The sequence below is a fragment of the Phytobacter diazotrophicus genome, assembly GCF_052061655.1.
In the GTDB taxonomy this organism is placed as follows: Bacteria; Pseudomonadota; Gammaproteobacteria; order Enterobacterales; family Enterobacteriaceae; genus Phytobacter; species Phytobacter diazotrophicus.
The window spans coordinates 5309035-5333688 of the sequence record NZ_CM125428.1 but is presented as its reverse complement, the minus strand read 5'-3'; the positions used below and the strand labels follow the sequence as shown (position 1 = coordinate 5333688).

At 53.8% G+C, this 24654-nt stretch carries 20 protein-coding genes, 2 pseudogenes and 1 riboswitch; of the genes and pseudogenes, 14 read left to right on the top strand and 8 right to left on the bottom strand.

The genetic code is table 11. From position 1 onward, the window contains the following. Positions 1-19: 19 nt before the first annotated feature. From aceK to ACS0RQ_RS25780, 3 genes are all read left to right on the top strand, one after another. A complete protein-coding gene (aceK, locus tag ACS0RQ_RS25790; RefSeq protein WP_271851753.1) occupies positions 20-1783 on the top strand; it encodes a bifunctional isocitrate dehydrogenase kinase/phosphatase in 1764 nt (587 codons plus the stop codon). Positions 1784-1953: 170 nt separating this feature from the next. Then, the gene (locus ACS0RQ_RS25785; protein ID WP_271851754.1) at positions 1954-2220 is read left to right on the top strand and encodes a type II toxin-antitoxin system Phd/YefM family antitoxin; all 267 of its coding nucleotides are present in this window, start codon (positions 1954-1956) and stop codon (positions 2218-2220) included. Between the two features lie 15 nt (positions 2221-2235). Continuing rightward, a complete protein-coding gene (locus ACS0RQ_RS25780) occupies positions 2236-2529 on the top strand; it encodes a type II toxin-antitoxin system RelE/ParE family toxin (protein WP_271851755.1) in 294 nt (97 codons plus the stop codon). Between the two features lie 32 nt (positions 2530-2561). On the opposite strand, the gene ACS0RQ_RS25775 is transcribed toward ACS0RQ_RS25780, so the two are convergent. Together ACS0RQ_RS25775 and iclR are read right to left on the bottom strand one after the other, a co-directional pair. Beyond that, complete coding sequence (locus ACS0RQ_RS25775; protein ID WP_271851757.1) at positions 2562-2978, bottom strand: ASCH domain-containing protein; 417 nt, start codon at positions 2976-2978, stop codon at positions 2562-2564. Then, the gene (gene iclR, locus ACS0RQ_RS25770) at positions 2971-3804 is read right to left on the bottom strand and encodes a glyoxylate bypass operon transcriptional repressor IclR (protein ID WP_039076768.1); all 834 of its coding nucleotides are present in this window, start codon (positions 3802-3804) and stop codon (positions 2971-2973) included. Before iclR ends, ACS0RQ_RS25775 begins: the two co-directional genes overlap by 8 nt. Before the next feature lie 193 nt (positions 3805-3997). Between iclR and metH the strand changes: the two genes are divergently transcribed. The 3 genes from metH (at position 3998) to ACS0RQ_RS25755 (ending at position 10919) form a co-directional block, all read left to right on the top strand. Beyond that, positions 3998-7681, top strand: coding sequence for a methionine synthase (gene metH, locus ACS0RQ_RS25765; RefSeq protein WP_271851758.1), 3684 nt, complete (start codon positions 3998-4000; stop codon positions 7679-7681). A gap of 523 nt (positions 7682-8204) precedes the next feature. After that, positions 8205-9488, top strand: coding sequence for an HAAAP family serine/threonine permease (locus tag ACS0RQ_RS25760; RefSeq protein ID WP_271851759.1), 1284 nt, complete (start codon positions 8205-8207; stop codon positions 9486-9488). Between the two features lie 63 nt (positions 9489-9551). Continuing rightward, on the top strand, positions 9552-10919 hold the full coding sequence (locus ACS0RQ_RS25755; RefSeq protein ID WP_039076771.1) for an L-serine ammonia-lyase: 1368 nt from the start codon (positions 9552-9554) through the stop codon (positions 10917-10919). Positions 10920-10996: 77 nt separating this feature from the next. Here ACS0RQ_RS25755 and ACS0RQ_RS25750 read toward each other — a convergent pair whose 3' ends face one another. Then, complete coding sequence (locus ACS0RQ_RS25750) at positions 10997-11437, bottom strand: helix-turn-helix domain-containing protein (RefSeq protein WP_071194377.1); 441 nt, start codon at positions 11435-11437, stop codon at positions 10997-10999. A 298-nt stretch (positions 11438-11735) separates the two neighbouring features. Between ACS0RQ_RS25750 and ACS0RQ_RS25745 the strand changes: the two genes are divergently transcribed. From ACS0RQ_RS25745 to ACS0RQ_RS25730, 4 genes and pseudogenes are all read left to right on the top strand, one after another. Beyond that, positions 11736-12182 (top strand): hypothetical protein, encoded by a 447-nt coding sequence (locus ACS0RQ_RS25745; RefSeq protein ID WP_271851761.1) that lies wholly within the window; start codon positions 11736-11738, stop codon positions 12180-12182. 161 nt (positions 12183-12343) lie between these two features. Further along, positions 12344-13974, top strand: a pseudogene (locus ACS0RQ_RS25740) (Na/Pi cotransporter family protein). 99 nt (positions 13975-14073) lie between these two features. Continuing rightward, the gene (locus ACS0RQ_RS25735) at positions 14074-14367 is read left to right on the top strand and encodes a type II toxin-antitoxin system CcdA family antitoxin (RefSeq protein ID WP_271851762.1); all 294 of its coding nucleotides are present in this window, start codon (positions 14074-14076) and stop codon (positions 14365-14367) included. Next, positions 14367-14684, top strand: a complete 318-nt coding sequence (locus ACS0RQ_RS25730) for a CcdB family protein (RefSeq protein ID WP_271851763.1) — start codon at positions 14367-14369, stop codon at positions 14682-14684. The genes ACS0RQ_RS25735 and ACS0RQ_RS25730 overlap by 1 nt, the downstream gene beginning before the upstream one ends. Before the next feature lie 29 nt (positions 14685-14713). Here the strand turns inward: ACS0RQ_RS25730 and ACS0RQ_RS25725 are convergent. Continuing rightward, positions 14714-14945, bottom strand: a pseudogene (locus ACS0RQ_RS25725) (shikimate 5-dehydrogenase); the annotation flags it as partial. A 324-nt stretch (positions 14946-15269) separates the two neighbouring features. Here ACS0RQ_RS25725 and rluF point away from each other — a divergent pair. After that, on the top strand, positions 15270-16148 hold the full coding sequence (gene rluF / locus ACS0RQ_RS25720; protein WP_107224275.1) for a 23S rRNA pseudouridine(2604) synthase RluF: 879 nt from the start codon (positions 15270-15272) through the stop codon (positions 16146-16148). Here rluF and ACS0RQ_RS25715 read toward each other — a convergent pair. The 3 genes from ACS0RQ_RS25715 to rtcR form a co-directional block, all read right to left on the bottom strand. Next, complete coding sequence (locus ACS0RQ_RS25715; protein ID WP_071194375.1) at positions 16145-16417, bottom strand: YjbD family protein; 273 nt, start codon at positions 16415-16417, stop codon at positions 16145-16147. The two genes, rluF and ACS0RQ_RS25715, sit on opposite strands and share 4 nt — an antisense overlap. 167 nt (positions 16418-16584) lie before the next feature. Then, complete coding sequence (panS, locus tag ACS0RQ_RS25710; protein WP_103245100.1) at positions 16585-17526, bottom strand: ketopantoate/pantoate/pantothenate transporter PanS; 942 nt, start codon at positions 17524-17526, stop codon at positions 16585-16587. 121 nt (positions 17527-17647) lie between these two features. After that, on the bottom strand, positions 17648-19228 hold the full coding sequence (gene rtcR, locus ACS0RQ_RS25705; protein ID WP_271851773.1) for an RNA repair transcriptional activator RtcR: 1581 nt from the start codon (positions 19226-19228) through the stop codon (positions 17648-17650). A 459-nt stretch (positions 19229-19687) separates the two neighbouring features. Between rtcR and ACS0RQ_RS25700 the strand changes: the two genes are divergently transcribed. The 3 genes from ACS0RQ_RS25700 to ACS0RQ_RS25690 are packed head-to-tail and all read left to right on the top strand — an operon-like array spanning position 19688 to position 22840. Next, positions 19688-20812, top strand: coding sequence for a slipin family protein (locus ACS0RQ_RS25700; RefSeq protein WP_039076779.1), 1125 nt, complete (start codon positions 19688-19690; stop codon positions 20810-20812). A gap of 4 nt (positions 20813-20816) precedes the next feature. Next, positions 20817-22043, top strand: a complete 1227-nt coding sequence (locus tag ACS0RQ_RS25695) for an RtcB family protein (RefSeq protein WP_271851774.1) — start codon at positions 20817-20819, stop codon at positions 22041-22043. A gap of 5 nt (positions 22044-22048) precedes the next feature. After that, positions 22049-22840 (top strand): nucleotidyltransferase domain-containing protein, encoded by a 792-nt coding sequence (locus ACS0RQ_RS25690; RefSeq protein ID WP_071194370.1) that lies wholly within the window; start codon positions 22049-22051, stop codon positions 22838-22840. 89 nt (positions 22841-22929) lie between these two features. Here the strand turns inward: ACS0RQ_RS25690 and lysC are convergent, their stop codons facing one another. After that, the gene (gene lysC / locus ACS0RQ_RS25685; protein WP_271851776.1) at positions 22930-24291 is read right to left on the bottom strand and encodes a lysine-sensitive aspartokinase 3; all 1362 of its coding nucleotides are present in this window, start codon (positions 24289-24291) and stop codon (positions 22930-22932) included. Positions 24292-24405: 114 nt separating this feature from the next. Further along, positions 24406-24601, bottom strand: a riboswitch (Lysine riboswitch). Positions 24602-24654 lie beyond the last annotated feature (53 nt).

The following is a 24654-nucleotide window of genomic DNA, read 5'->3' as shown; positions in this document are numbered from 1 at the left end:
GGGTGAGGGGAAAGATGCGATGTCGCGTGGCCTGGAATTACTGATTGCACAAACCATTCTGCAAGGTTTCGATGCGCAATACGGGCGCTTTCTGGAAGTGACTGCCGGCGCGCAGCAGCGTTTCGAACTGGCGGACTGGCATGCCGTTCAGCAGGCGATGAAGCAGCGCATCCATCTTTACGATCACCACGTTGGGCTGGTTGTGGAGCAACTACGCTGCATCACCGACAGTCAGCAGCCTGATGCCGAATTTCTGCTACGGGTGAAAGAGCATTACACCCACCTGTTACCGGACTACCCGCGCTTCGAAATTGCTGAGAGTTTTTTTAACTCCGTCTACTGCCGCTTGTTCGATCACCGCTCGCTTAGCCCCGAGCGCCTGTTTATTTTCAGCTCTCAGCCGGAACGGCGCTTTCGCACCATTCCACGCCCGCTGGCGAAGGACTTTTGGCCTGAGCGTGGCTGGGAATCCCTGTTAACCAAGGTATTAACCGATCTGCCGCTGCGTCTGCCCTGGCAGGATAAAGCGCGGGATGTTGGTTATATCATTACTCACCTGACAGAGACATTTGGCGCCGATACATTGCGTCAGTCCCATTTGCAGGTCGCAAACGAGCTGTTTTACCGTAATAAAGCGGCATGGTTAGTGGGCAAATTGATCACCCCTGCGGGCACGCTTCCCTTCCTGCTGCCGATTCATCGTACAGACGAAGGCGAGCTGTTTGTCGATACCTGTCTGACCTCGCACTCGGAGGCCAGTATCGTGTTCGGTTTCGCCCGCTCCTATTTTATGGTGTATGCCCCGTTACCCGCAGCCACCATCGAGTGGTTAAGGGAGATTCTGCCGGGTAAAACCACCGCTGAACTGTACATGGCTATTGGCTGCCAGAAGCACGGTAAAACGGAAAGCTATCGCGAATACCTGAATTATATCCATGCCTCGGACGAGCAGTTTGTTGAAGCTCCGGGTATTCGCGGCATGGTGATGCTGGTCTTCACGCTGCCGGGCTTCGACAGGGTCTTTAAGGTCATCAAAGATAAATTCCCGCCGCAAAAAGAGATGAGCGCGGCGCATGTGCGCGCCTGCTATCAACTGGTGAAGGAACATGATCGCGTCGGGCGTATGGCGGATACACAAGAGTTTGAACACTTCGTTCTGGAAAAGCGCCAGATTGACCCGGCGTTAATGGCGCTATTGCTCCAGGAGGCGCCGCAGAAAATCACCGACCTTGGGGATCGCATCTCCATCAGTCATCTCTATATTGAGCGCCGCATGGTGCCGCTTAATCTCTGGTTCGAGCGGGTACATGGTTCGCAGTTGCGCGATGCGGTGGAAGAGTACGGGAACGCCATCCGCCAGCTTGCTGCGGCGAATATTTTTCCCGGCGATATGCTGTTTAAAAACTTTGGCGTCACCCGTCACGGGCGCGTAGTGTTCTACGATTATGACGAGATCTGTTATATGACGGAGGTCAACTTCCGTGATATTCCGCCGCCGCGTTACCCGGAAGATGAACTGAGTGCCGAACCCTGGTATAGCGTCTCGCCGGGCGATGTTTTCCCGGAGGAGTTTCGCCACTGGTTGTGCGCCGACCCGCGCATCGGACCGCTATTTGAAGAGATGCACGCCGATCTGCTGCGCGCCGACTACTGGCGAGGTCTGCAGGCACGCATCAAAAACGGTCATGTGGAAGATGTTTACGCCTACCGTCGCCGCCAGCGCTTCTGTGTGCGCTACAGCGCATCTGAAAGCGCTTTATTGCGAGCGGCTTTCCAGTCATGACGCTGTCTGTTTGTATGACTTTTATTGCCGCAGTACTCTTGCATCGTATCGCGGACGTACAGATGCCATTGCGCTAAGTCTGGCGGAGGAATTCTCTGGTGATATGCGTCTCTTCTTTCTAATATGTCCATACTGGCCATTCAAGCCATTTTGGCTAAAAAGGAGGATGTATGTACGTCATGCCTGCGCAACAAGCAAAGAATCAATTTGGGGATTTGCTGATGAAGGCCCAGAGTGAACCTGTGGAAATCAGTAAGCATGGTAAACGAGTGGCAGTGGTCATTTCTCCTGAGGAATATGATCAATATACGCAATTGAAGTTACAGAGACTGAAAGCTGTTCTTGCTGAATCAATGGCTCAGGCGGATGCTGGTGAATTGCATAGCGTTGAGGAGGTGTTCGGCCCGTTGGAAGCAGATAAAACCAAGGATATTTAAGGGCATAGCGAAAGGATGAGCGTCAGCTTTACGACAAGGGCGAAAGAGCATATTCACGCGATTGGTGTTTATTCTACGCATCGGTGGGGTAGGAAAGTCGCGCAGGCATATGCTTCTGTATTGCGCGTTACGATGACGGATATTCTGGATAAACATCCTTCCCCTGGCCGTGACCGCAGCAACGATCTCTTTCCGGGAGTGCGTAGTTTCCCTGTCGAAAGCCACATTATTTATTACCGTGAAGTCTCAACAGGGATTATCGTTTTGGCAGTGCTGCATGAAAAGCAGGATCCGCAGAACTCTCTCTAAATCTCAGGTCGTTAAACAGGTTATGGCCACTTTCAATTCGCCCTTTCAACGACGGCAAATTCCTCAAAGATCAGTTCCATATCCGGCGTCCAGGTGCCTTCACGTTCAAAGAACGCCTGATGCGCCGATTGCCAGTAAGCCAGGCTCAAATCACCTTCGCCTTCCAGCGCGGCGAGCTCAGGACTCATTTCATTAAACCGGATCAGCCTGAGCGTCAGAGTGCGTATCACGCATACGGCTTTGCCCTGGCCGTCCAGTACAATGTGATAGGCCCCTGGCGTGACGGGGGGTTGTTCTTGCCTGTAGCTGGCAAGCGAGCCGCAGGTACCGCGCTTTTTCCCCGCAATGACCAGGGCTGCCAGCTCGTCGGCCAGTTCCGGTGAATCGCCGAATGACCAGCAGAAAGCCGAAGGGTATTTATCCTGCCAATATGATTTGAGGTCAGCCATTTTGACGCATCCCGCCCCAGGCGACCGTCACCTCTTTGGCCCCTTTGATCGCCAGCGCACCCAGCTCAGTCACCCGGTCATCGGTGATACGGGAAATGGGTCCGGAAATAGAAATCGCGGCAAACGGCACACCGTGTTCATCATAAATGCAGGCAGCGACGCAGCGCAGGCCAAGCGCATGTTCTTCGTCATCAAAGGAGTAACCGCGCTTACGCGTCTGGGCCAGATCCTCTTTCAGATGTACCGGTGATACCAGCGTGGCATGGGTATAGGCATGCAGCCCTTTGCGATGCAGCAGGCCGGAGACCTGGTCATCATTCAAATAGGCGAGGAACGCCTTACCCGCGCCGGAAGCGTGCATCGGCAGCTTCCCGCCAATCGGCGCGGACATGCGCATCAGTTGGGTACACTGTACCTGGTCTATAATTATGGCCTGATGGTCGCTCTGGTCGAGTACCGCAAGGTTGACCGTCTCGCCGGAATCTTCCATCAGCTTGCGCAGGATCGGATGGACAATCGCCATCAGATTGCGGCTTTGCAAAAAGCTGCTGCCGACGATAAACGCGTGGGCGCCAACGGACCAGTGGCCTAATTCACCGACCTGGCGCACAAAGCCAAGCTGTTGCATGGTGGTGAGCAGACGGTGGGTTGTGGAATTGGGCAGGCCGGCCTGTTGCGCCAGCTCGGTGAGCGCAACGCTACCATGGGATTCGGCAATTGACTCAAGCAGTTTGAGTCCACGCGTCAGAGACTGGACTTGCCCGGTAGCCTGAGCGGCGGGGGCGGCGGGTTTTCTGCCGCGTTTAGCGGGAACAGTGGCGACCATGGCTGACTCCTTTTCTGTATCGTGGAAATCATTTTCGTTTTATTTAATTATAATGCAACTCTGACGCGGACTGATCGGATGAGTTCAAGTGAACATCTCTCATGTTCCCCCTGTGTGCCTTTTCCGCTCTGTCAGTTTGTGCCAGTATGTCCTGCTGGCCTTTTGGCCTGGTTGAGCGTTGTCGGGAGCACGTGTGAGCAGCAAAGTTGAGCAACTGCAGCAGCAGTTAAAAGAACGAATTTTGGTTCTGGACGGGGGCATGGGCACCATGATCCAGAATCAGCGTCTCAGTGAGCAGGATTTCCGCGGTGAGCGATTCGCCGACTGGCCCTGCGACCTCAAGGGTAACAATGATCTGCTGGTGATTACAAAGCCAGAGGTGATTGCCGCTATCCATTCCGCCTATTTTGAAGCGGGTGCGGATATCATTGAGACCAACACCTTTAACTCCACCACTATCGCGATGGCGGATTACCAGATGGAATCCCTGTCGGCGGAGATCAACTTTGCGGCGGCCAAACTCGCCCGCGCGTGTGCCGATGAATGGACTGCCCGCACGCCTGACAAACCGCGTTATGTTGCCGGTGTTCTTGGCCCAACCAACCGGACAGCCTCTATCTCGCCGGACGTTAACGACCCCGCGTTTCGTAATATCACTTTCGACCAACTGGTGACCGCCTATCGCGAGTCGACCAAAGCGCTGGTGGAAGGGGGTAGCGACCTGATCCTGATCGAAACGGTGTTCGACACCCTGAACGCCAAAGCCGCCATTTTCGCGGTGAAAGAAGAGCTGGAGGCGCTGGGCGTCGATCTGCCGATCATGATTTCTGGCACCATTACCGATGCTTCCGGGCGCACGCTTTCCGGGCAAACCACTGAAGCCTTCTATAACTCATTGCGTCACGCCGATGCGCTCACCTTCGGCCTGAACTGCGCACTGGGGCCAGACGAACTGCGCCAGTATGTGCAGGAACTCTCGCGCATTGCCGAATGCTACGTGACCGCGCACCCGAACGCCGGGTTGCCAAACGCCTTTGGCGAATACGATCTCGACGCCGACACCATGGCGGCACAAATTCGCGAATGGGCAGAGTCCGGCTTCCTGAACGTGGTTGGCGGGTGTTGCGGCACCACGCCGGAACACATTAAAGCGATGAGCGATGCCGTCGCCGGTCTGCCACCGCGCAAACTGCCGGACATTCCCGTCGCCTGCCGTCTGGCGGGCCTGGAGCCGCTGAATATTGGCGATGACAGCCTGTTTGTGAACGTGGGTGAACGCACTAACGTCACCGGTTCGGCGAAATTCAAACGCCTGATCAAAGAAGAGAAGTACAACGAAGCGCTGGACGTGGCGCGTCAGCAGGTGGAAAGCGGCGCGCAAATCATCGATATCAATATGGATGAGGGGATGCTCGACGCCGAAGCGGCGATGGTGCGTTTCCTCAACCTGATTGCCGGTGAACCGGACATCGCCCGCGTACCGATTATGATCGACTCCTCAAAATGGGAGGTGATCGAGAAAGGGCTGAAATGCATTCAGGGTAAAGGCATCGTTAACTCCATCTCAATGAAAGAGGGCGTTGACGCGTTTATCCATCATGCGAAAAAGGTACGCCGTTACGGTGCCGCCGTGGTGGTGATGGCCTTTGATGAAGTAGGCCAGGCGGATACCCGCGAGCGCAAAATCGAAATTTGCCGCCGGGCGTACAACATCCTGACCAAAGAAGTGGGCTTCCCGCCGGAAGACATTATTTTTGACCCGAATATCTTTGCGGTCGCCACCGGGATCGAAGAGCACAACAACTATGCGCAGGACTTTATCGGGGCCTGCGAAGACATCAAACGCGAACTGCCCCATGCGCTGATCTCCGGCGGCGTCTCCAACGTCTCGTTCTCATTCCGCGGTAATGACCCGGTACGTGAGGCGATCCACGCGGTCTTCCTCTATTACGCTATCCGTAATGGCATGGATATGGGGATCGTCAACGCCGGGCAACTGGCGATTTACGACGACCTGCCGGCAGAACTGCGTGATGCGGTGGAAGATGTGATTCTGAACCGCCGCGATGACAGCACAGAACGCTTGCTGGATCTGGCAGAAAAATACCGTGGCAGCAAAACCGACGATACCGCCAACGCCCAGCAGGCGGAATGGCGGAGCTGGGACGTGAAAAAGCGTCTGGAATATTCGCTGGTTAAAGGTATTACCGAGTTTATCGAACAGGACACCGAAGAGGCCCGCCAGCAGGCTGCTCGCCCGATTGAGGTGATTGAAGGGCCGCTGATGGATGGCATGAACGTGGTCGGCGACCTGTTCGGCGAAGGCAAAATGTTCCTGCCGCAGGTGGTGAAATCCGCCCGTGTGATGAAACAGGCGGTGGCCTACCTTGAGCCGTTTATCGAAGCCAGCAAAGAGAAGGGCTCCAGCAACGGCAAAATGGTCATCGCCACCGTGAAAGGCGACGTCCACGACATCGGCAAAAATATTGTCGGCGTGGTATTACAGTGTAACAACTACGAAATCGTCGATCTCGGCGTGATGGTGCCGACGGACAAAATTCTCAAAACTGCCCGTGAAGTAAACGCCGACCTGATTGGCCTGTCTGGCCTTATCACCCCGTCGCTGGATGAAATGGTGAACGTGGCGAAGGAGATGGAGCGCCAGGGCTTCACGATCCCGTTGCTGATTGGCGGCGCGACCACCTCAAAAGCGCACACGGCGGTGAAAATCGAGCAGAACTACAGCGGCCCGACGGTCTATGTGCAAAACGCCTCGCGCACTGTTGGTGTGGTGGCCTCGCTGCTGTCTGATACCCAGCGCGATGAGTTTGTGGCCCGCACACGTAAAGAGTACGAAACCGTGCGTATTCAGCATGGACGTAAGAAGCCGCGTACGCCACCCGTGACGCTGGAGGCCGCCCGTGAAAACGATCTGGCCTTCGACTGGGAGAGCTACACCCCGCCGGTGGCCCATCGCCTGGGCGTGCAGGAAGTGGAAGCCAGCATCGAAACCCTGCGTAACTACATCGACTGGACGCCGTTCTTTATGACCTGGTCGTTGGCTGGCAAGTATCCGCGCATTCTCGAAGATGAAATCGTCGGGGAAGAGGCTAAGCGCCTGTTCCAGGACGCCAACGATATGCTGGATATGTTAAGCCGTGAGAAGAGCCTCAACCCACGTGGTGTGGTGGGCTTGTTCCCGGCGAACCGCGTAGGCGACGATGTTGAGATCTATCGCGATGAAACCCGCACTCAGGTGCTCGCGGTAAGTCGTCATCTGCGTCAGCAGACCGAGAAAGTGGGTTTCGCTAACTACTGTCTGGCCGATTTTGTCGCGCCGAAGTTGAGCGGCAAAGAAGATTACATCGGCGCGTTTGCGGTGACCGGTGGTCTTGAGGAAGACGCGCTGGCAGAGGCGTACGACGCGCAGCATGATGATTACAACAAAATCATGATAAAAGCCGTGGCAGACCGTCTGGCGGAAGCCTTCGCCGAATATCTGCATGAACGCGTACGTAAGGTCTATTGGGGCTATGCGGCCAACGAGAACCTCAGTAACGAAGAGCTGATCCGCGAAAATTATCAGGGGATCCGCCCGGCGCCGGGATATCCGGCCTGCCCGGAGCATACGGAAAAAGGCACGATCTGGCAGTTACTGGATGTGGAAACCCACACCGGTATGAAGCTGACGGAATCCTTCGCCATGTGGCCGGGCGCCTCGGTCTCCGGCTGGTACTTTAGCCACCCTGACAGCAAGTATTTCGCCGTGGCGCAGATTCAGCGCGACCAGGTGGCGGACTACGCATTGCGTAAGGGCATGAGCGTGGCGGAAGTGGAACGCTGGCTGGCACCGAATCTGGGCTATGACGCGGACTAAACATCAGGCGAATTAGGCTATCTTGCTTGCCTGTTTGAACCTGGACAGTGCTCAAAATCCTCACGTACTCAGTGTACGTTCCGGTTTTTGCGCGCTGTCCGCGTTCAACGCTCTGCGCCGATGGCACCAACCGGGCCTGATTCTGAACGCTCTTTCATTCACGGAACTATCCTGCAGGCCCGTTTTTCATTACTCAGTATCTTTAGATAACAGCAGGGTAAATATTTTTATTAATCGTATGTCAATTATAATTGTCATTAGCAGCCTTAGTATATATAACTATATAAAGTGTTAATCCGCGCCGTAATTAATAACGTATTAAAAATGATACTTTAAAAATATATTAAAACCCCGGTGTTATTTTTGATACTTTAAAAGTCCCTCAATAAATCAGGTTATGTGATCGCTGTTAGTAACTCAGCATAGTTGCATTTAATAAAATAGCCAAATAAACACAGCACTTTTATTACCTGAATCAGAGCCAAATAAAAATGGCTCTAATCTATATTACTGAGGCCATATTATGGAAACCGTTCAAAATACCCTCGTCGCTCGCGAAAGCAGCGGCTGGAGAAAAAGTGATACCGTCTGGATGCTGGGCCTGTACGGTACTGCGATTGGCGCAGGGGTCCTTTTCCTGCCGATTAACGCCGGGGTTGGTGGTTTAATTCCGTTAATCATCATGGCAATTCTCGCATTCCCGATGACCTTTTTCGCCCACCGTGGTTTAACCCGTTTCGTTCTGTCGGGTAAAAATCCGGGTGAAGATATTACCGAAGTGGTTGAAGAACATTTTGGTATCGGCGCCGGTAAACTCATTACGCTGCTTTATTTCTTCGCTATTTATCCAATTCTGCTGGTTTATAGTGTTGCAATTACTAACACGGTCGACAGCTTTATTACTCACCAGCTTGGTCTGGTGTCTCCGCCGCGCGCCATTTTGTCGCTGATTCTGATTATCGGCATGATGGGTATTGTCCGTTTTGGCGAAAAAATGATTGTTAAAGCGATGAGCGTGCTGGTGTTCCCGTTCGTTGCCGCGCTGATGATGCTGGCGCTGTATTTGATCCCGCAATGGAACGGTGCGGTCCTCGATACACTTTCCCTGAGCAGCGCTGCGCCAGGTGGTCACGGTCTGTGGATGACGCTGTGGCTGGCTATTCCGGTCATGGTTTTCTCGTTCAACCACTCGCCGATTATCTCCTCTTTCGCGGTCGCTAAACGTGAAGAGTACGGCCAGGATGCCGAGCGCAAATGTTCCCGTATTCTGGGCTTTGCACATATCATGATGGTGCTGACCGTGATGTTCTTTGTGTTCAGTTGTGTACTGAGCCTCTCCCCGGAAAACCTGGCGGAAGCGAAAGCACAAAACATCTCTATTCTCTCCTATCTGGCGAACCACTTTAACGCGCCGGTGATTGCCTGGATGGCGCCGATTATCGCCATGATTGCCATTACCAAATCTTTCCTCGGCCACTACCTCGGTGCGCGTGAAGGTTTCAACGGCATGGTGATTAAATCTCTGCGCGGCAAAGGCAAATCCATCGAAACCAACAAACTGAACAAAATCACCGCGCTGTTTATGCTGGTGACGACCTGGATTGTCGCGACCCTGAACCCGAGCATCCTGGGCATGATTGAAACGCTGGGTGGCCCGGTTATCGCGATGATTCTGTTCCTGATGCCGATGTATGCCATCAACAAAGTACCGGCTATGCGCAAGTACAGCGGTCACATCAGCAATGCGTTTGTAGTGCTGATGGGTCTGATTGCCATCTCCGCCATCTTCTTCTCTCTGTTCAGCTAAGTTTTCAGCGCCGCCTGTTAGAGGCGGCGCATCCGTTTTGCTTTGTAACCGCATGGGTGCCACATGATTAGCGTTTTCGATATTTTCAAAATCAGCATCGGGCCGTCCAGCTCACACACTGTTGGACCGATGAAAGCAGGAAAACATTTTGTTGATACCCTGCAGGAAAAAGGCCTGCTGCATAAAGTGACTCGTCTGGTGGTGGATGTGTACGGTTCCCTGTCATTAACAGGTAAAGGCCACCACACCGATATCGCGATCATTCTTGGGTTGTCCGGGTATTTACCGGATACCGTCGATATCGATGCCATTCCCGGAATTATTCGCGATGTAAACACCATGCATCGTCTGTTTATTGAAGAAGGTCAGCGGGAAATTGAGTTCCCGGTGGCGGAATGCATGCGTTTTCACAATGAGTTTCTGCCGCTGCATGAAAACGGCATGAGCATTACGGCGTTTTGCGATGGCAAAATTGTCCACTTCCAGACCTATTATTCGATCGGTGGCGGTTTTATCGTCACGGAAGAAAACTTTGGTAAGAATCAGGATGCGGATGTCGATATTCCGTTCCCGTTCTATTCTGCCCGCAACCTGCTGGCACATTGCCACGACAACTGCCTGTCGATTTCTGCGGTGATGATGAAAAATGAGATCGCCCGCCACGGCAGGGAGAACGTTGAGCAAAATATGGCGAAAATCTGGGAGACCATGAGAAACGCCATCAACCGTGGTATGAACACGGAAGGCATTTTGCCTGGCCCGCTGAAAGTACCGCGTCGTGCCTCTGCACTGCATCGCGTACTGGCGCCGCAAAGCCAGTCCATTACGCCATTAAGCGCAATGGACTGGGTCAATATGTTCGCCATGGCCGTCGGCGAAGAGAACGCGGCGGGCGGGCGAGTGGTTACCGCGCCGACCAACGGTGCCTGCGGTATCATCCCGGCAGTACTGGCCTATTACGATCGCTTTATCAAAGCGGTGACGCCGGAAATCTATATGCGCTACTACCTGACGGCGGGCGCGATTGGCATTCTGTATAAGATGAATGCGTCGATTTCCGGTGCAGAAGTCGGCTGCCAGGGTGAAGTGGGGGTCGCCTGTTCTATGGCTTCTGCCGGGCTGGCGGAACTGCTGGGCGGTAGCCCGGAGAAAGTGTGCATCGCGGCGGAAATCGGCATGGAGCATAACCTTGGGCTGACCTGCGATCCGGTGGCCGGTCAGGTCCAGGTGCCGTGTATTGAGCGTAACGCGATTGCGGCCGTGAAGGCGATTAACTCGGCCAGCATGGCGATGTACCGCACCAGCGATCCGAAGGTCTCACTGGATAAAGTCATCGAAACGATGTTTGAGACGGGCAAAGACATGAACGCCAAATATCGTGAAACCGCACGAGGCGGTCTGGCGATTAAAGTCGCGGTATGTGAATCCTGAGTCCTTTCTCTCCCCGGTGGCGCTGTGCTAACCGGGGCTATAGTTGATAGCCCGGATAAGCGTCAGTGCCATCCGGGCTAACCTTTTTTCTCTGTGTCAGGCGGCAGGAAAGACCACACCACACTGTGAGATGCCGATGAGGTATACCATTCGTTAATGGTGGCGTTCGCTTCATTGGTCTGCGCTGCGGCGGCAAATTTTTCTTTTGGCTGATGCGCTTTTTTCCGGATACGGATGCGGGAAGGGGTCGCGGCATTGATTTGCGCGTTAAAGGTGCGAATGTGCGAATCGAATAAAACCGACTCCAGTTGATGCAGACGATCCAGACCGCGCAAAATACCAATCAGCGTACTCAGGGTAACGGACTCGCCTAATTCAACGCGTTTGATGGTTGCAGCGCCGACTTGTGCACGCTCGGCCAGCTCAATCTGCGATAGCCCGAGCTGCATACGCGTTTCTTTAATTCTGCGGCACAGTTCAGAAATAATTTCACTGTCGGACATAGTACTGAAACGCATCTTAATTCCCCTACTGCGTAATAAATCATGGCAGATTATTTAGCATATTAAATTATAAATAAAGCGGATAATTTCTCTTTTGCGAGAGTAACAACATTGTTTTTTCTTTAACAAAGTTTCTACAGAAGAAACGATAATTAAAGACAAGCCGCTGAATATGAAAGTTATCGCAGTTGTCCATTTTATTATTCCATCCTGGATGGATAATGCAGTTTACTCCATTTTCTTTATCTCTTTATTACGCCTTTGCCTTTATACTGATAAAAAGTGTTATGCATAACAGGGACGCGGTAATGGCATGAGTTACAAAGATAAAATATTTACATTCTGGGGTGTGATGGATCTGCTGGCTATCGGGAGCTACCTTTTCTATTCCCTAAAGATGGGTCACGTACCGATCTGGTCCGATATCCAGCTTTTTTACGCTCAGCTAGCGTTAATGGAAGTTCGGGGTGCTGACCGTATTTTTCTGCAATCCCTCTTTTTTATCCATTCAGGGTTATTGTTATCGCTCTGTTTTTCGGCATACGCCTTTCTCGCGAAAAAGAAAATACGTTTCCTGCTCATTGGGTTGCAGGAAGTGATGCGTATTTTATCTCTCACCTGCTCGGTCGCACTTTTTCCGTTGCTCCTGCAGGTTATGCGAATCGATAACGTCTTCGTTGGTCTTTTTTTATTTGTCCTTTCCGAAACGCTCAAGGTCGGTTCGCTGCTGTGGCTGAGAAGACGGGGATTGTTAACGTAATGTTGAATTCGTCTGTCTCTTTATGGCGCGTAAGACTTTATACTTAGATTCAATGAGCCTTGCTCTGACCTGTTTGACAGAGTTTTCCCCCGACACGCAGGGTAAAACCGGGTCGAGGAGAAACCGAAAGGAATCGACAACGATAAGGAGAACCAGAATACGTGTTAATTTTGCTTCACTTACTCTCTTCTGTTGCCCTGTTAGTGTGGGGCACGCATATCGTACGTACCGGTGTGATGCGCGTTTTCGGCGCGCGACTGCGCACGGTACTGAGTCGCAGTATTGAAAAGAAGTCCCTCGCTTTTAGCGCAGGGATTGGCGTGACCGCACTGGTGCAAAGCAGTAACGCTACCACCATGCTGGTGACGTCGTTTGTTGCCCAGGACCTCGGGCGCTCGCGCCTGCGCTGGTGATCGTGCTGGGGGCCGACGTGGGGACCGCGCTGATGGCGCGTGTTCTCACCTTCGATCTCTCGTGGTTATCACCGTTGCTGATCTTCATCGGCGTGATTTTCTTCCTGGGGCGTAAACAGACACGCGAAGGCCAACTGGGGCGTGTCAGCATTGGCCTTGGACTGATTTTACTGGCGCTTGAGCTGATTGTTCAGGCGGTAACCCCTATTACCCAGGCCGATGGCGTGCAGGTGATCTTCGCGTCGCTGACGGGCGATATCATGCTGGATGCGCTGATTGGCGCGGTGTTCGCTATCATCAGCTATTCCAGTCTGGCGGCTGTATTACTGACCGCCACGCTGACCACGGCGGGGATCATCTCCTTTCCGGTGGCGCTCTGCCTGGTGATTGGCGCCAACCTCGGTTCCGGCCTGTTGGCGATGCTTAACAACAGTGCCGCCAACGCCGCCGCACGCCGCGTGGCGCTGGGCAGCTTGCTGTTTAAGCTGGTGGGGAGCCTGGTAATCCTGCCGTTTGTGCACTTACTGGCCGATGTGATGGGCAAGCTGCCGCTGCCGAAAGCGGAGCTGGTCATCTACTTCCACGTCTTCTACAACCTGATTCGCTGCCTGGCAATGGTCCCTTTTGTGGGCGTGATGGCGACCTTCTGTGAACGTCTGATTCGCGATGAGCCGGAGCTGGATGCGCGACTCAAACCAAAACACCTCGACAGTTCAGCGCTGGATACGCCAACGCTTGCCCTGGCGAACGCGGCCCGCGAAACATTACGGATGGGCGACGCGATGGAGCTGATGCTCGAAGGGTTGCATAAAGTGATGCACGGTGCGCCGAGGGAAGAAAAAGACCTGCGTAAGCTCGCCGATGACATTAATGTGTTGTATACCGCCATCAAACTCTACCTTGCACGTATGCCAAAAGAAGAACTGGCGGAAGAGGAGTCACGGCGCTGGGCTGAGATTATCGAGATGTCTCTTAACCTTGAGCAGGCCTCTGACATTGTGGAGCGCATGGGCAGTGAAATCGCCGATAAATCACTGGCGGCGCGGCGGGCTTTTTCCGGTGAGGGGCTGAAAGAGCTTGATACGTTACACGAACAGTTGGTCAGCAATTTGAAACTGGCGATGTCGGTCTTTTTCTCTGCCGATGTCACCAGTGCGCGCCGCCTGCGTCGCAGCAAACATCGCTTTCGTATCCTCAACCGTCGCTACTCCCATGCCCATGTTGACAGGTTGCATCAGCAGAACGTGCAGAGTATAGAGACCAGTTCGCTACACCTGGGGCTGTTGGGCGATATGAAACGCCTTAACTCGCTGTTCTGTTCGGTGGCTTACAGCGTGCTGGAGCAGCCGGATGAAGATGATGAAAGGGATGAGTATTAACGTGGAAAACGCTTCGCACAATGGATGTGTGGAGCGTGACTCTGTCCTGGAAAATACTTTATGTTAGGCACTCGATAACCACGGATGGAGAAATAGAAAATGCTCGTTCACTACGCTAATCTTAGACACTTAATGCGCCTTACTATGGGGGTTCTCATGCGCAGTGCATCGAACGTAAAAAAATCGGTGAATGTGTCGCTGTCGCCTGACATTCTTACCCAGGCGCGCGAGCTCAACCTCAATCTGTCAGTGGTGTTAACCGAGGCGCTGATTGAAAAATTTCGTGAAAATAAACGTGATGAATGGCTGCGTGAGAATCAGAAATCCATTGATGCCATTAATCAGTGGGTAGATGAAAATGGTTCATTCAGCGATTTTCAACGGTCATTCTGATGGAGCAGTTCCACATTTTTGAAAACAAGGGCAGCGGGAAAAGCGTCTATCCTTTTTTGATTAACCTCCAGCATCCCGTTGCAAATGTGCTTAAGCACGCTCTTGTTGCACCAGCAATCGAGCTTACTCTCCTTGCCGGTATGTCGCCGCCAGCGAAAATATGCCCCGTCGTGGAAATCAATGACAAACCTTATGTCGTCATGATGCATATGATGGCTGGCATATCGGTCAAAGACCTGGGTGAACGTGTTGCGGATTTGACAAGCGCGAGAACGGTATTGCGTGATGCCATTGATTTTCTTGTCAATGGATATTGAGCTCCTTCCCTGGTGCTTTTTCAGTGCCATCAACCCGCTTCGGCGATAAGCGCCGCGTCCGTGCGCACGCCGGATTACATCGCGAACTGTTCACGGCCTGCTGCGCAGTCACTTCTGCGCCGCTGATGTTTTGCCACGCTGCTGTGCCAGGCGAATCACCGGGGTTTCTGGCGGCAGGGCGACCACCTCAAAGACCACGCTGGCGTGATTTACCATCGCTTCGCTAAAGGGCAGGGCCTCACTCTCTTTGGACCCTTGCATATTTGTGCAAACCACGATTGATGTTCCTTGATTTGATATAACCGCATGCGGGGGCATATTCAAAGGAATTTTGTTCTATTTCAAGGCGATGGAACGAGGGAATATCTTGCACAAATGATTATGCGCGTGGCTGACGTCTGCACGCTATGCTGTAGTGTCTAAGTGATTGATTCTGCTATTTTTCGCCACAGAAAGTTGCACGCGTGGTAAGACGTCACTTTTGTGTAGAAAGACGCTGTGGATCACATTTAGCACCGGGATGCGAGAAAGCGCAGATTTCCTTAACCTTCTGATAAGATATATTGCGCTTTTACAGGAGAATTTATGCTGCCAGACTCATCAACCCGATTAAATAAATACATCAGCGAAAGCGGAATTTGCTCGCGCCGCGAAGCCGATCGCTACATAGAACAAGGCAATGTTTTCCTCAACGGTAAACGTGCCACCATTGGCGATCAGGTTAAGCCTGGCGACGTCGTAAAGGTAAACGGTCAGTTGATTGAGCCGCGAGAGGCCGAAGATCTGGTCTTTATCGCGTTAAACAAACCCGTGGGCATTGTCAGTACCACGGAAGACAGTGAAAAAGACAACATTGTTGATTTTGTTAACCACAGCAAACGCGTTTTCCCCATTGGTCGTCTCGACAAAGATTCCCAGGGGCTGATTTTCCTCACCAACCACGGCGACCTGGTGAACAAGATTTTGCGTGCCGGCAATGACCACGAAAAAGAGTATCTGGTGACGGTGGACAAACCCGTGACCGATGAGTTTATTCGTGGCATGGGAGCAGGCGTACCGATTCTGGGAACCGTGACGAAAAAATGCAAAGTCAAAAAAGAGGCGCCGTTTGTTTTTCGTATCACCCTGATTCAGGGGCTGAATCGCCAGATTCGCCGCATGTGTGAACATTTTGGCTATGAAGTCACGAAGCTTGAGCGTACCCGGATTATGAATGTGGGGCTGGCTGGCCTGCCGCTCGGGGAGTGGCGCGATCTGACCGATGATGAACTGATTGCCCTGTTTAAGCTTATCGAGAATTCATCGTCCGAAGCGAAGCCAAAGGCAAAGAGTAAACCGAAAACGGCGACGACTGCCGCGAAGAAACCCGCCGCCAGTGGGGCGAAAAATATGGCGAAAACCCCGGCGGAACTGGCTTCGCGTAAACGCTTTACCCAGCCGGGGCGCAAGAAGAAGGGGCGTTAACGCCTGCCGCGCGTCGACGTACTGGCCGACCAGGAAAAGGTGGCCGCTTCATCTGGTTTGTAAGCCTGCTTTTTCTTTATCTGGCGGGCTTTTTTTGCCTCTGCTTCACGCTCAACCATTAATTTATCGATGTACTCTTTTTTGATGCTGTTGGTTTCAGCGTTGGTCAATACACGCCCGTGCGCAATGCGCGCGCGGTCGAGCAAGGTTTTCAGTTCACGCTGCTCGCGCTCGGTCATCTCTTTTTGGGTAATGCGGGGGAGTGCCATGTGGGTGCCCTCGGTCAGGAAGTTGAACCAGTGTACGGCATAGGCGTGGGGTGCTCACAGTAAATTGTCATTTGTTACAACATCTATCGCACTGACGCGTAGCCCCGGCAGGCGAAGCGCCGCCGGGGAAACCCGGATCTGACGCATGCCGACCGGGCTACGGCTTATCAGCTCTCTTTTGCTGTTTTGCGGGGTTTATCTGAAATAGGCTTACCGGACCAGTAACCAGCCAGCAGCGAACCGGAGAGGTTGTGCCAGACCGAGAACAGCGCGCCAGGCAGGGCAGCCAGCGGCGAGAAGTAGATTTTACCGAGTGCGGCAGCCAGGCCAGAGTTCTGCATTCCCACTTCGATGGCCAGTGTGCGACAGGTGGATTCGTCAAAACCGAACAGACGGCCACCCCAGTAGCCACCCAGCAGGCCGATACTGTTGTGCAAAATCACCGCGACGATAACTACCATGCCCACGGAAGCAATATACGAGGCGGAACCCGCCACCACGGCGCTGATGATCGCCAGAATACAGACCATCGAAAACGCGGGAAGATACGGCTCCACAGCTTTCACCACGCGTGGGAAGAGATGGTGCACCACTAAACCGAGGCCAATGGGAATCACCACAATCTGCAGAATGCTCAGCAGCATGCCCATGACATCTACCTGAATGTGGGCATCAACATACAGACGCGTCAGCAGGGGTGTCGCCACCACGCCAACCAGCGTTGAGACGGAAGAAATCGTCACCGAGAGCGCTACGTCGCCCTTCGCCAGATAGATCATGACGTTGGATGCCGTACCGCTGGCTACGCTACCCACCAGTACCATCCCGGCAGAGAGATCCGGCGGCATCTTGAATAGCATCGCCAGCAGCCAGGCGGCCAGCGGCATCACCAGATAGTGCAGAAAAATACCTGCCGCCACCGGCGCCGGGCGGGAAAGCACGCGTTTGAAATCGTCAATTTTCAGGTGCACGCCCATGCCGAACATAATCAGCATCAGCAGCGTAGTGACCCACGGGCCTACAGGGGTAAAGGTTGAGGGGGTGTACCAGGCAATAACAGAGAGCAGCAGCGCCCATAACGGGAACAGCCGGGTGAGTACAGCGAGCATAGTGTTTTCCTTTAACGCGTTGTGTTGTGTTTCGTTATAAAAAGGCCGGGTTCGAGCCCGGCCATAGGTATTGTTTATCGCGTGAGGAAATTTTATTCAAACAAATTAAGGTGAAGAGGATTCATGTCGCCGGGCGGACGTTTTCCCAGTTCAGACCGAAGCGAGCGAGGTATTTACGCAGACGGTCAGCATCATTCGGCCTGGCTTTTTTCAGGCGCGAAACGGCAAACAACTCGCGCCCGGCATCGGAAAGAGAGTGGTGACGACGACAAACCTCCAGTACGGTTTCTAACTGGCGTTGATCAAATAGATCGACCTCCTCTGCTAAAGGGGGAAGTGCGGAAGGCGTCTGCCAGGCGTGCTGCAAACGGCTGATTTCTTCGTCGGCGATAGAAAGGGTAATGCGCCCCTGTTCGGCCAGCGTCGCCATACGGGCAATCGAGGAACTCAGCTCACGAAAGTTGCCGCGCCACTGCGCCTGTCCGGAACAGGCAAATGCCAGATAGCGTTCGCGTGCGTCTTTGTCGAAACGGATGTGCGTCTGGGCTTCGCTACAAAAGCGCTGGAGTTCGAATTCAATATTCGGCGCGATATCTTCCCGTCGTTCTGCAAGCCCCGGCAGAGCAAAAGTCCACATATTGATACGCGCGTAAAGATCTTCACGGAATTTTCCTTCCATCACCCACTGGCGCATGTCGCGGTGCGTTCCGGCGATAAGCTGGAAATCACTGTGCACCTCTTTATCTGAGCCAAAGGGGAAGAACGTTTTTTCTTCAATGGCTTTCAGCAGCATGGCCTGCTCATCCAGACCCAGTTCAGCGATTTCATCCAGAAACAGCACACCGCCATCGGCTTCGCGCAGCAGCCCCATTCGCGGCGTTAGCGCGCCGGTAAAGGCTCCTTTGACATGACCAAACAAGGTCGACATGGCGTTATCGCCGCGCAGTGTGGCGCAGTTAACGGCGACAAGTTTGCCCGCAACGCGGTGGCGCGACTGGCGCAACTGATAAATACGTTTTGCCAGAAAAGATTTACCGGCGCCGGTAGGCCCGGTGAGAAGAATGGGGGCCGTTGAGCGCAAGGCTACCCGTTCAATTTGATCGATGAGCTTATTAAACGTTGTGTTGCGCGTATCGATACCGGCTTTCAGCAGCGAGACCGACTGTTGTTGTTCGCGTTGAAAGCGGCTGGTTAAGGTCGCATAGCGGCTTAAATCAAGATCGATAACCGAGTAAACGCCGGCGGCAACATCCTCCTCAGAAGCCCCTTTTGGTGCCGGGCTGGTTTGCAGCAGGCTGGCGGGCAGGTAGCGGGCTTCCGTCAGCAAAAACCAGCAGATCTGCGCCACGTGCGTGCCGGTGGTGATATGCACCAGATACTCTTCATTTTCCGTATCGAAATCGTAGTGGCTGGCGAAATCCAGAAACGCGGCGTACACCTCTTCAAAATCCCAGGGATCGCGAATATTCACCGTATGAGGGCGCACAGTGGTTTGCGGTGAAAGCAGCGCGATATCTTCCGCCAGTTGTTGAGCCATGCCTTCGTCGCGCGACTGGTGGAGCAGCTCCAGTCGATCAACCGGAAAATCCGGCTGCTGGCATAACCCAACGGTTGGTCGCCATTTGCGAAAACGATGTGATCGCTTGCCGCGTTTATCCAACACCGTTCCCAGTACGCCAATTACCACTCTGCGCTTTTGCATTTTTATCCTTAAAGATAAACAACGATAACTAAATATAAAAAACGCGTGGTGTTACCAGCAAGCGATCAAAGTGCGTAAAATTTAAAATCATTAAATATCAATAAATTATATTTTTAATTTTTCATTTCTTAGTACCTGGCACACTTCTGGCAATACCTGATACGTCACGACGCTGAACACGCAGGGGATTATGCCCCGCCAGCGCACCCGGAACGGTAAGACGTTATCCGCGGGGCGTTCTGTCAGCAGAGAGACACCATGAGGGTTCGATTCCCAACTCACCTTTCCGGTGAACACTGGTTGTGTTCGTAAACGCGCCGTCGGGTGGTAAACGATGGCAATGAACCGGCGCCGATAAGGGCTCCGGGTCGCAGGCAAAACAGGCTGGCAGTGAGAGTCTGTTTCCCTCCGGCTCCGATCCTGCATTCGCGCCGGTACGTGAAAATGTAAGGATGACAAATGAATAAGAAAATCACGATCCGTAAGGGACAATTGGGCCTGCTGGTGAAAGCGGGCGATTACACACATATCCTTGAGGCAGGCGAGCACCGTCTTTCCTGGTTTGGTAAGCAAGAGGTCACGATCGTTGAGCTCAATGGCAGCGATGTAGCGGAAGATCTGGCGAATTATTTGCGCCGCTTCAGACCGGAATGGGTCGACGCGTACTGCCTGGCCGTCGATACCGCCGGGCATGATGTAGCCGCGCTCTACCGTAACGGTATCCTGGTGGAAATTATCCCTCCAGCGTCACGCCGCCTGTTCTGGCAGGACGGCAGCCTGAGCGTGGAATTGCTGGATACCCGGGATGTGCGCGTACCTGAGAGCATCATGAATGCCGTGTTGCAGCCGCGAAGCGGCGCAGCAGTAAAAGGCCGGGATGCCATACTGACGGTGAATGTCGCGGCATGGCACGTCGGTGTCTTAAAAATCGATGGCGTAACACAACCGCTGTTGCCGCCGGGATTAAGCGCTTACTGGAAAGTGAACCATCTGGTTGATGCCGACGTTGTCGATACGCGCTTGCAACTGATGGAAGTGTCCGGCCAGGAAATTCTGACCAAAGACAAAGTGAACCTGCGCATCAACCTGGGCGCGAACTGGCAATACAGCGATGTATTACAGGCGTTCAGCCAGTTAACCAAACCGCTGGACCACCTGTATCGTGAATTGCAGTTTGCCCTGCGTGAAGCGGTAGGGACCCGTACGCTGGACGAACTGTTGGAAGATAAGCAGATCATCGATGAGGTGGTCAGTGCCCAGGTGAAAACCCGCATGGCTTCCTTTGGTATGGATGTCGCCTCGCTGGGCGTGCGTGACATCGTGCTACCGGGCGATATGAAAACGATTCTGTCGAAACTGATAGAAGCAGAAAAATCGGCGCAGGCGAATGTGATTCGTCGGCGTGAGGAGACGGCGGCGACCCGTTCACTGCTGAACACCGCGAAGGTAATGGAAAACAACCCGGTAGCCCTGCGCTTAAAAGAGCTGGAAACGCTGGAAAGAGTGGCTGAACGTATCGATAAAATCTCGGTATTCGGTGGCCTCGATAACGTCCTGAATGGACTGGTGAGTATTAAAGGATAATCAAATGCAGCATCACGAATTTCAACTGCTGACGGCGCAGAACAGTGCGCCGATAAAAATGTGGACGCACGGGGTCCCGGTCGAGCCAGAGGCGCGTGAACAGTTGCAGAATACCGCGAAGATGCCGTTTATTTTTCAGCATCTGGCGGTGATGCCGGATGTACATCTCGGTAAAGGTTCTACCATCGGCAGCGTGATCCCAACCAAAGGGGCCATTATTCCGGCGGCGGTCGGCGTGGATATTGGTTGTGGGATGATCGCTGTACGTACCTCGCTGGTGGCAAGCGATCTGCCCGATAACCTGAGTGGGCTTCGCAGCGCAATCGAACAGGCGGTACCGCACGGACGCACCAGTACCCGTTCCGGGCGTGATAAAGGCGCATGGGAAACGCCGCCGCAAGAAGTGGATAACCACTGGTCAATGCTGGCGGCGCGGTTTAAACGTCTGACGGATAATTATCCGCAGTTATTGAAAACCAATAATTATCAGCACCTGGGAACGCTGGGGACGGGTAACCATTTTATTGAAATCTGCCTGGATGAGCAGCAGCGCGTGTGGGTGATGTTACATAGCGGTTCGCGCGGCGTGGGTAACGCCATTGGTACGCTGTTTATCACGCTGGCCCAACAGGATATGCAGCAGCATATTGCGAACCTGCCGGATAAAAACCTGGCCTATTTCAAAGAGGGAAGTAAACACTATGACGACTATATGGAAGCCGTATCGTGGGCGCAGGATTTTGCCCGTCATAACCGGGAAGTGATGATGTCGCGCGTACTGGCGGCGCTGTCGCGCATCGTGACAAAACCGTTTATGACCCAGCAGGAAGCGGTGAATTGCCACCATAACTACGTGCAAAAAGAGACCCATTTTGGCGAAGAGGTGCTGGTGACGCGCAAAGGCGCGGTCTCGGCGCAAAAGGGCCAGATGGGGATTATTCCCGGTTCGATGGGGGCGAAAAGCTTTATCGTGCGTGGGTTGGGAAATGAAGAAAGTTTCTGCTCCTGTAGCCACGGTGCAGGGCGCACGATGAGCCGTACGGCTGCGAAAAAGCGCTTTACCGTTGATGACCAGATTCGGGCGACTGCGCACGTTGAGTGTCGTAAAGATAGCGACGTGATTGATGAAATTCCGATGGCCTATAAAGATATCGACGCGGTAATGGCGGCGCAGGCGTCGCTGGTGGAGATTGTCCACACTTTACGTCAGGTGGTCTGTGTAAAAGGATAAATGAGATGTCTTATAGCGGAGTGGATGCCGCAATGCGTGAACGCGTGCGGCAGCAATTAAAAGAGGTGGAGCAGCGTTACGGTGTCAGAGTGCTGTACGCCTGCGAATCCGGCAGCCGTGGCTGGGGCTTTGCCTCGCCGGACAGCGACTACGATGTGCGTTTTTTATATGTGCATCCGCCGGAGTGGTATCTGCGCGTAGAGGCGCCGCGTGACGTGATCGAACTGCCCATCGATGATGAGCTGGACGTGAGCGGTTGGGAGTGGCGTAAAGCCTTAGGTTTACTGAAAAGCGCAAACCCGACCCTGATCGAGTGGCTGGATTCGCCGGTGGTCTATCAGCAAGACGATGCCACCGTCTGTGCGCTTAAGGCGGAGATGCCGAAATGGTTTTCCGCCGTGCGGGCGCGCTGGCATTACTATTCGATGGCCCGCCGAAACTTTCACAGCTATTTGCAGGGCAATGAGGTGCGGTTAAAGAAATACTTTTATGTGCTGCGCCCATTGCTGGCGGTGCGTTGGGTAGAGGCGGGAAAAGGTGTGCCGCCGATGCGCTTTGCCGAACTGCTGGCCGGAAGCGAGCTGGATGCGCCATTGCGTCAGGAGATCGCTGAATTGCTGGCACGTAAGCAGCGTGCAGGAGAAGCGGAATACGGCCAGCGTCTGCCACGTTTACATGCGTTTATCGCAGCCGAGATCGAAAGGGGAACCATTCCCCCCGCGTTACCGGAGAGCCGGGAAGGCGACGTCAGGACGTTGGACGCAATGTTGTACCGGACGGTCATGGGGCAGATGTAGGCCCGGCAAATTACGGTTGCCCCGGATGCGGCGTAAACGCAGTCCGTAGCCCCGGTAGCGCAGCGCCACCGGGGAAACAACGCCTGCGATTACTCGAACAAATTATGATGCAGCTTCTGCACCACTTGCTCAGCTTCGGCGCCCGGCACCAGGAAACACAGATTGTGGCTGGACGCGCCGTAGCAAATCATACGGATATTGAACGGGTCCAGCACGCCGAAGACCTCTTTGCCAACACCGCAGGCTTTCGACAGGTCATTACCAATTATCGCTATCAGCGCGAGGTTCTCTTCCACTTCCACACGACACAGTGACGAAAGCTCGGTCAGCAGACCCTGCGTGAGCAACGTATCGCCGGTTGACGTGGACCCGGTGGTATCCAGCGTCAGCGCCACGCTCACCTCCGAGGTGGTGATCAGGTCAACCGAAATGCTGTGGCGCGCCAGAATGCCGAACACCTCCGCCAGGAAGCCACGGGAGTGCAGCATATTCAGGCTGTGTAGCGTCAACAATGTCTGCCTGCGACGTAACGCCAGCGCGCGGAACAGCGGCGGGTTACTGGTTTTGTTGCACACCAGTGTACCGCCGGCTTTGGGATCTTTGCTGGAGCCGACAAACACCGGGATATCGCTACGAACGGCAGGCAGCAAGGTTGCCGGGTGCAGAACTTTCGCGCCGAATGTCGCCATCTCAGCCGCTTCTTCAAAGGCAATCTCGTCAATGCGTTTGGCGGCAGGCACCACGCGCGGGTCGGTGGTGTAAATGCCGGGGACATCGGTCCAGATATCAACGCGGGTCGCATGCAGCGCTTCGCCGAGCAGCGCGGCGGTGTAGTCACTACCGCCACGTCCCAACGTGGTGGTGCGGCCTTTCGCTTCACTGCCAATAAAGCCCTGCGTAATAACGATGGTGTCGACCAGGCGCGGCGCAAGCTGCTGGGTCGCCAGTTCTGACAGGGCTGCCACATCGGGCTCGGCGCGGCCAAAACGATCATTCGTACGCATCACTTTACGCACGTCAAACCACTGCGCCTGCACATTGCGTTCACGCAGAATTTCAACAAACAACAGGGTGGACATCAGTTCGCCGTGGCTGACCAGCTCATCGGTCAATGCATTGGAGGTCGCCAGCGAAGCGGCTTCGGCCAGAGTGGTGATATTTTCCAGCAGACGTTCGATCTCTTCACGAATAACGTTTGGATTCGCCAGACGCTCCAGAATATCGAACTGAATTTTGCGAATCGCATCGAGCTTAACGAAACGCTCGCTAGCCTCAAGCCCTTCGGCAAGCGCGACCAGCAAATTGGTAATACCGGCAGAGGCGGAAAGCACGACCAGACGTACGCTTGCATCGGAAAGCACCACGTCCGCACTGTGGTTCATTGCATCAAAATTTGCCACGCTGGTACCGCCGAATTTGGCGACGACGAGCGGGGAAACGGAGTGACTCATTGTTATAACCTCGTGTCAGGGAAGCCTGACGTGTGACGTCAGACAACATTATTCAGCCATGGCACAAGGGAAGAGCGAAAAGGGGTAGGCGCAGAGCAAAAGACAACTACGATTACACCCAGAAGTGCTCCACCACTTGTGAAACGCCCGACTGCGAACGTTTCTGGTGACAACTCAAGGGATTCAGCCCCTGTAGCCGATGATGAATGCCGCCATGCACTTCACCACCTCGGCGTTACTCCCCCTCAGGTGTTTTCTTTAGATTGGCTCTTCCAACACCGTACCTGGGTAACGCGCCTCTTCTGGCCCGCGCACGCGCGGGTAGCGCCCTAATAAATAAAGGCTAGCGGCACCGCTGTCAAT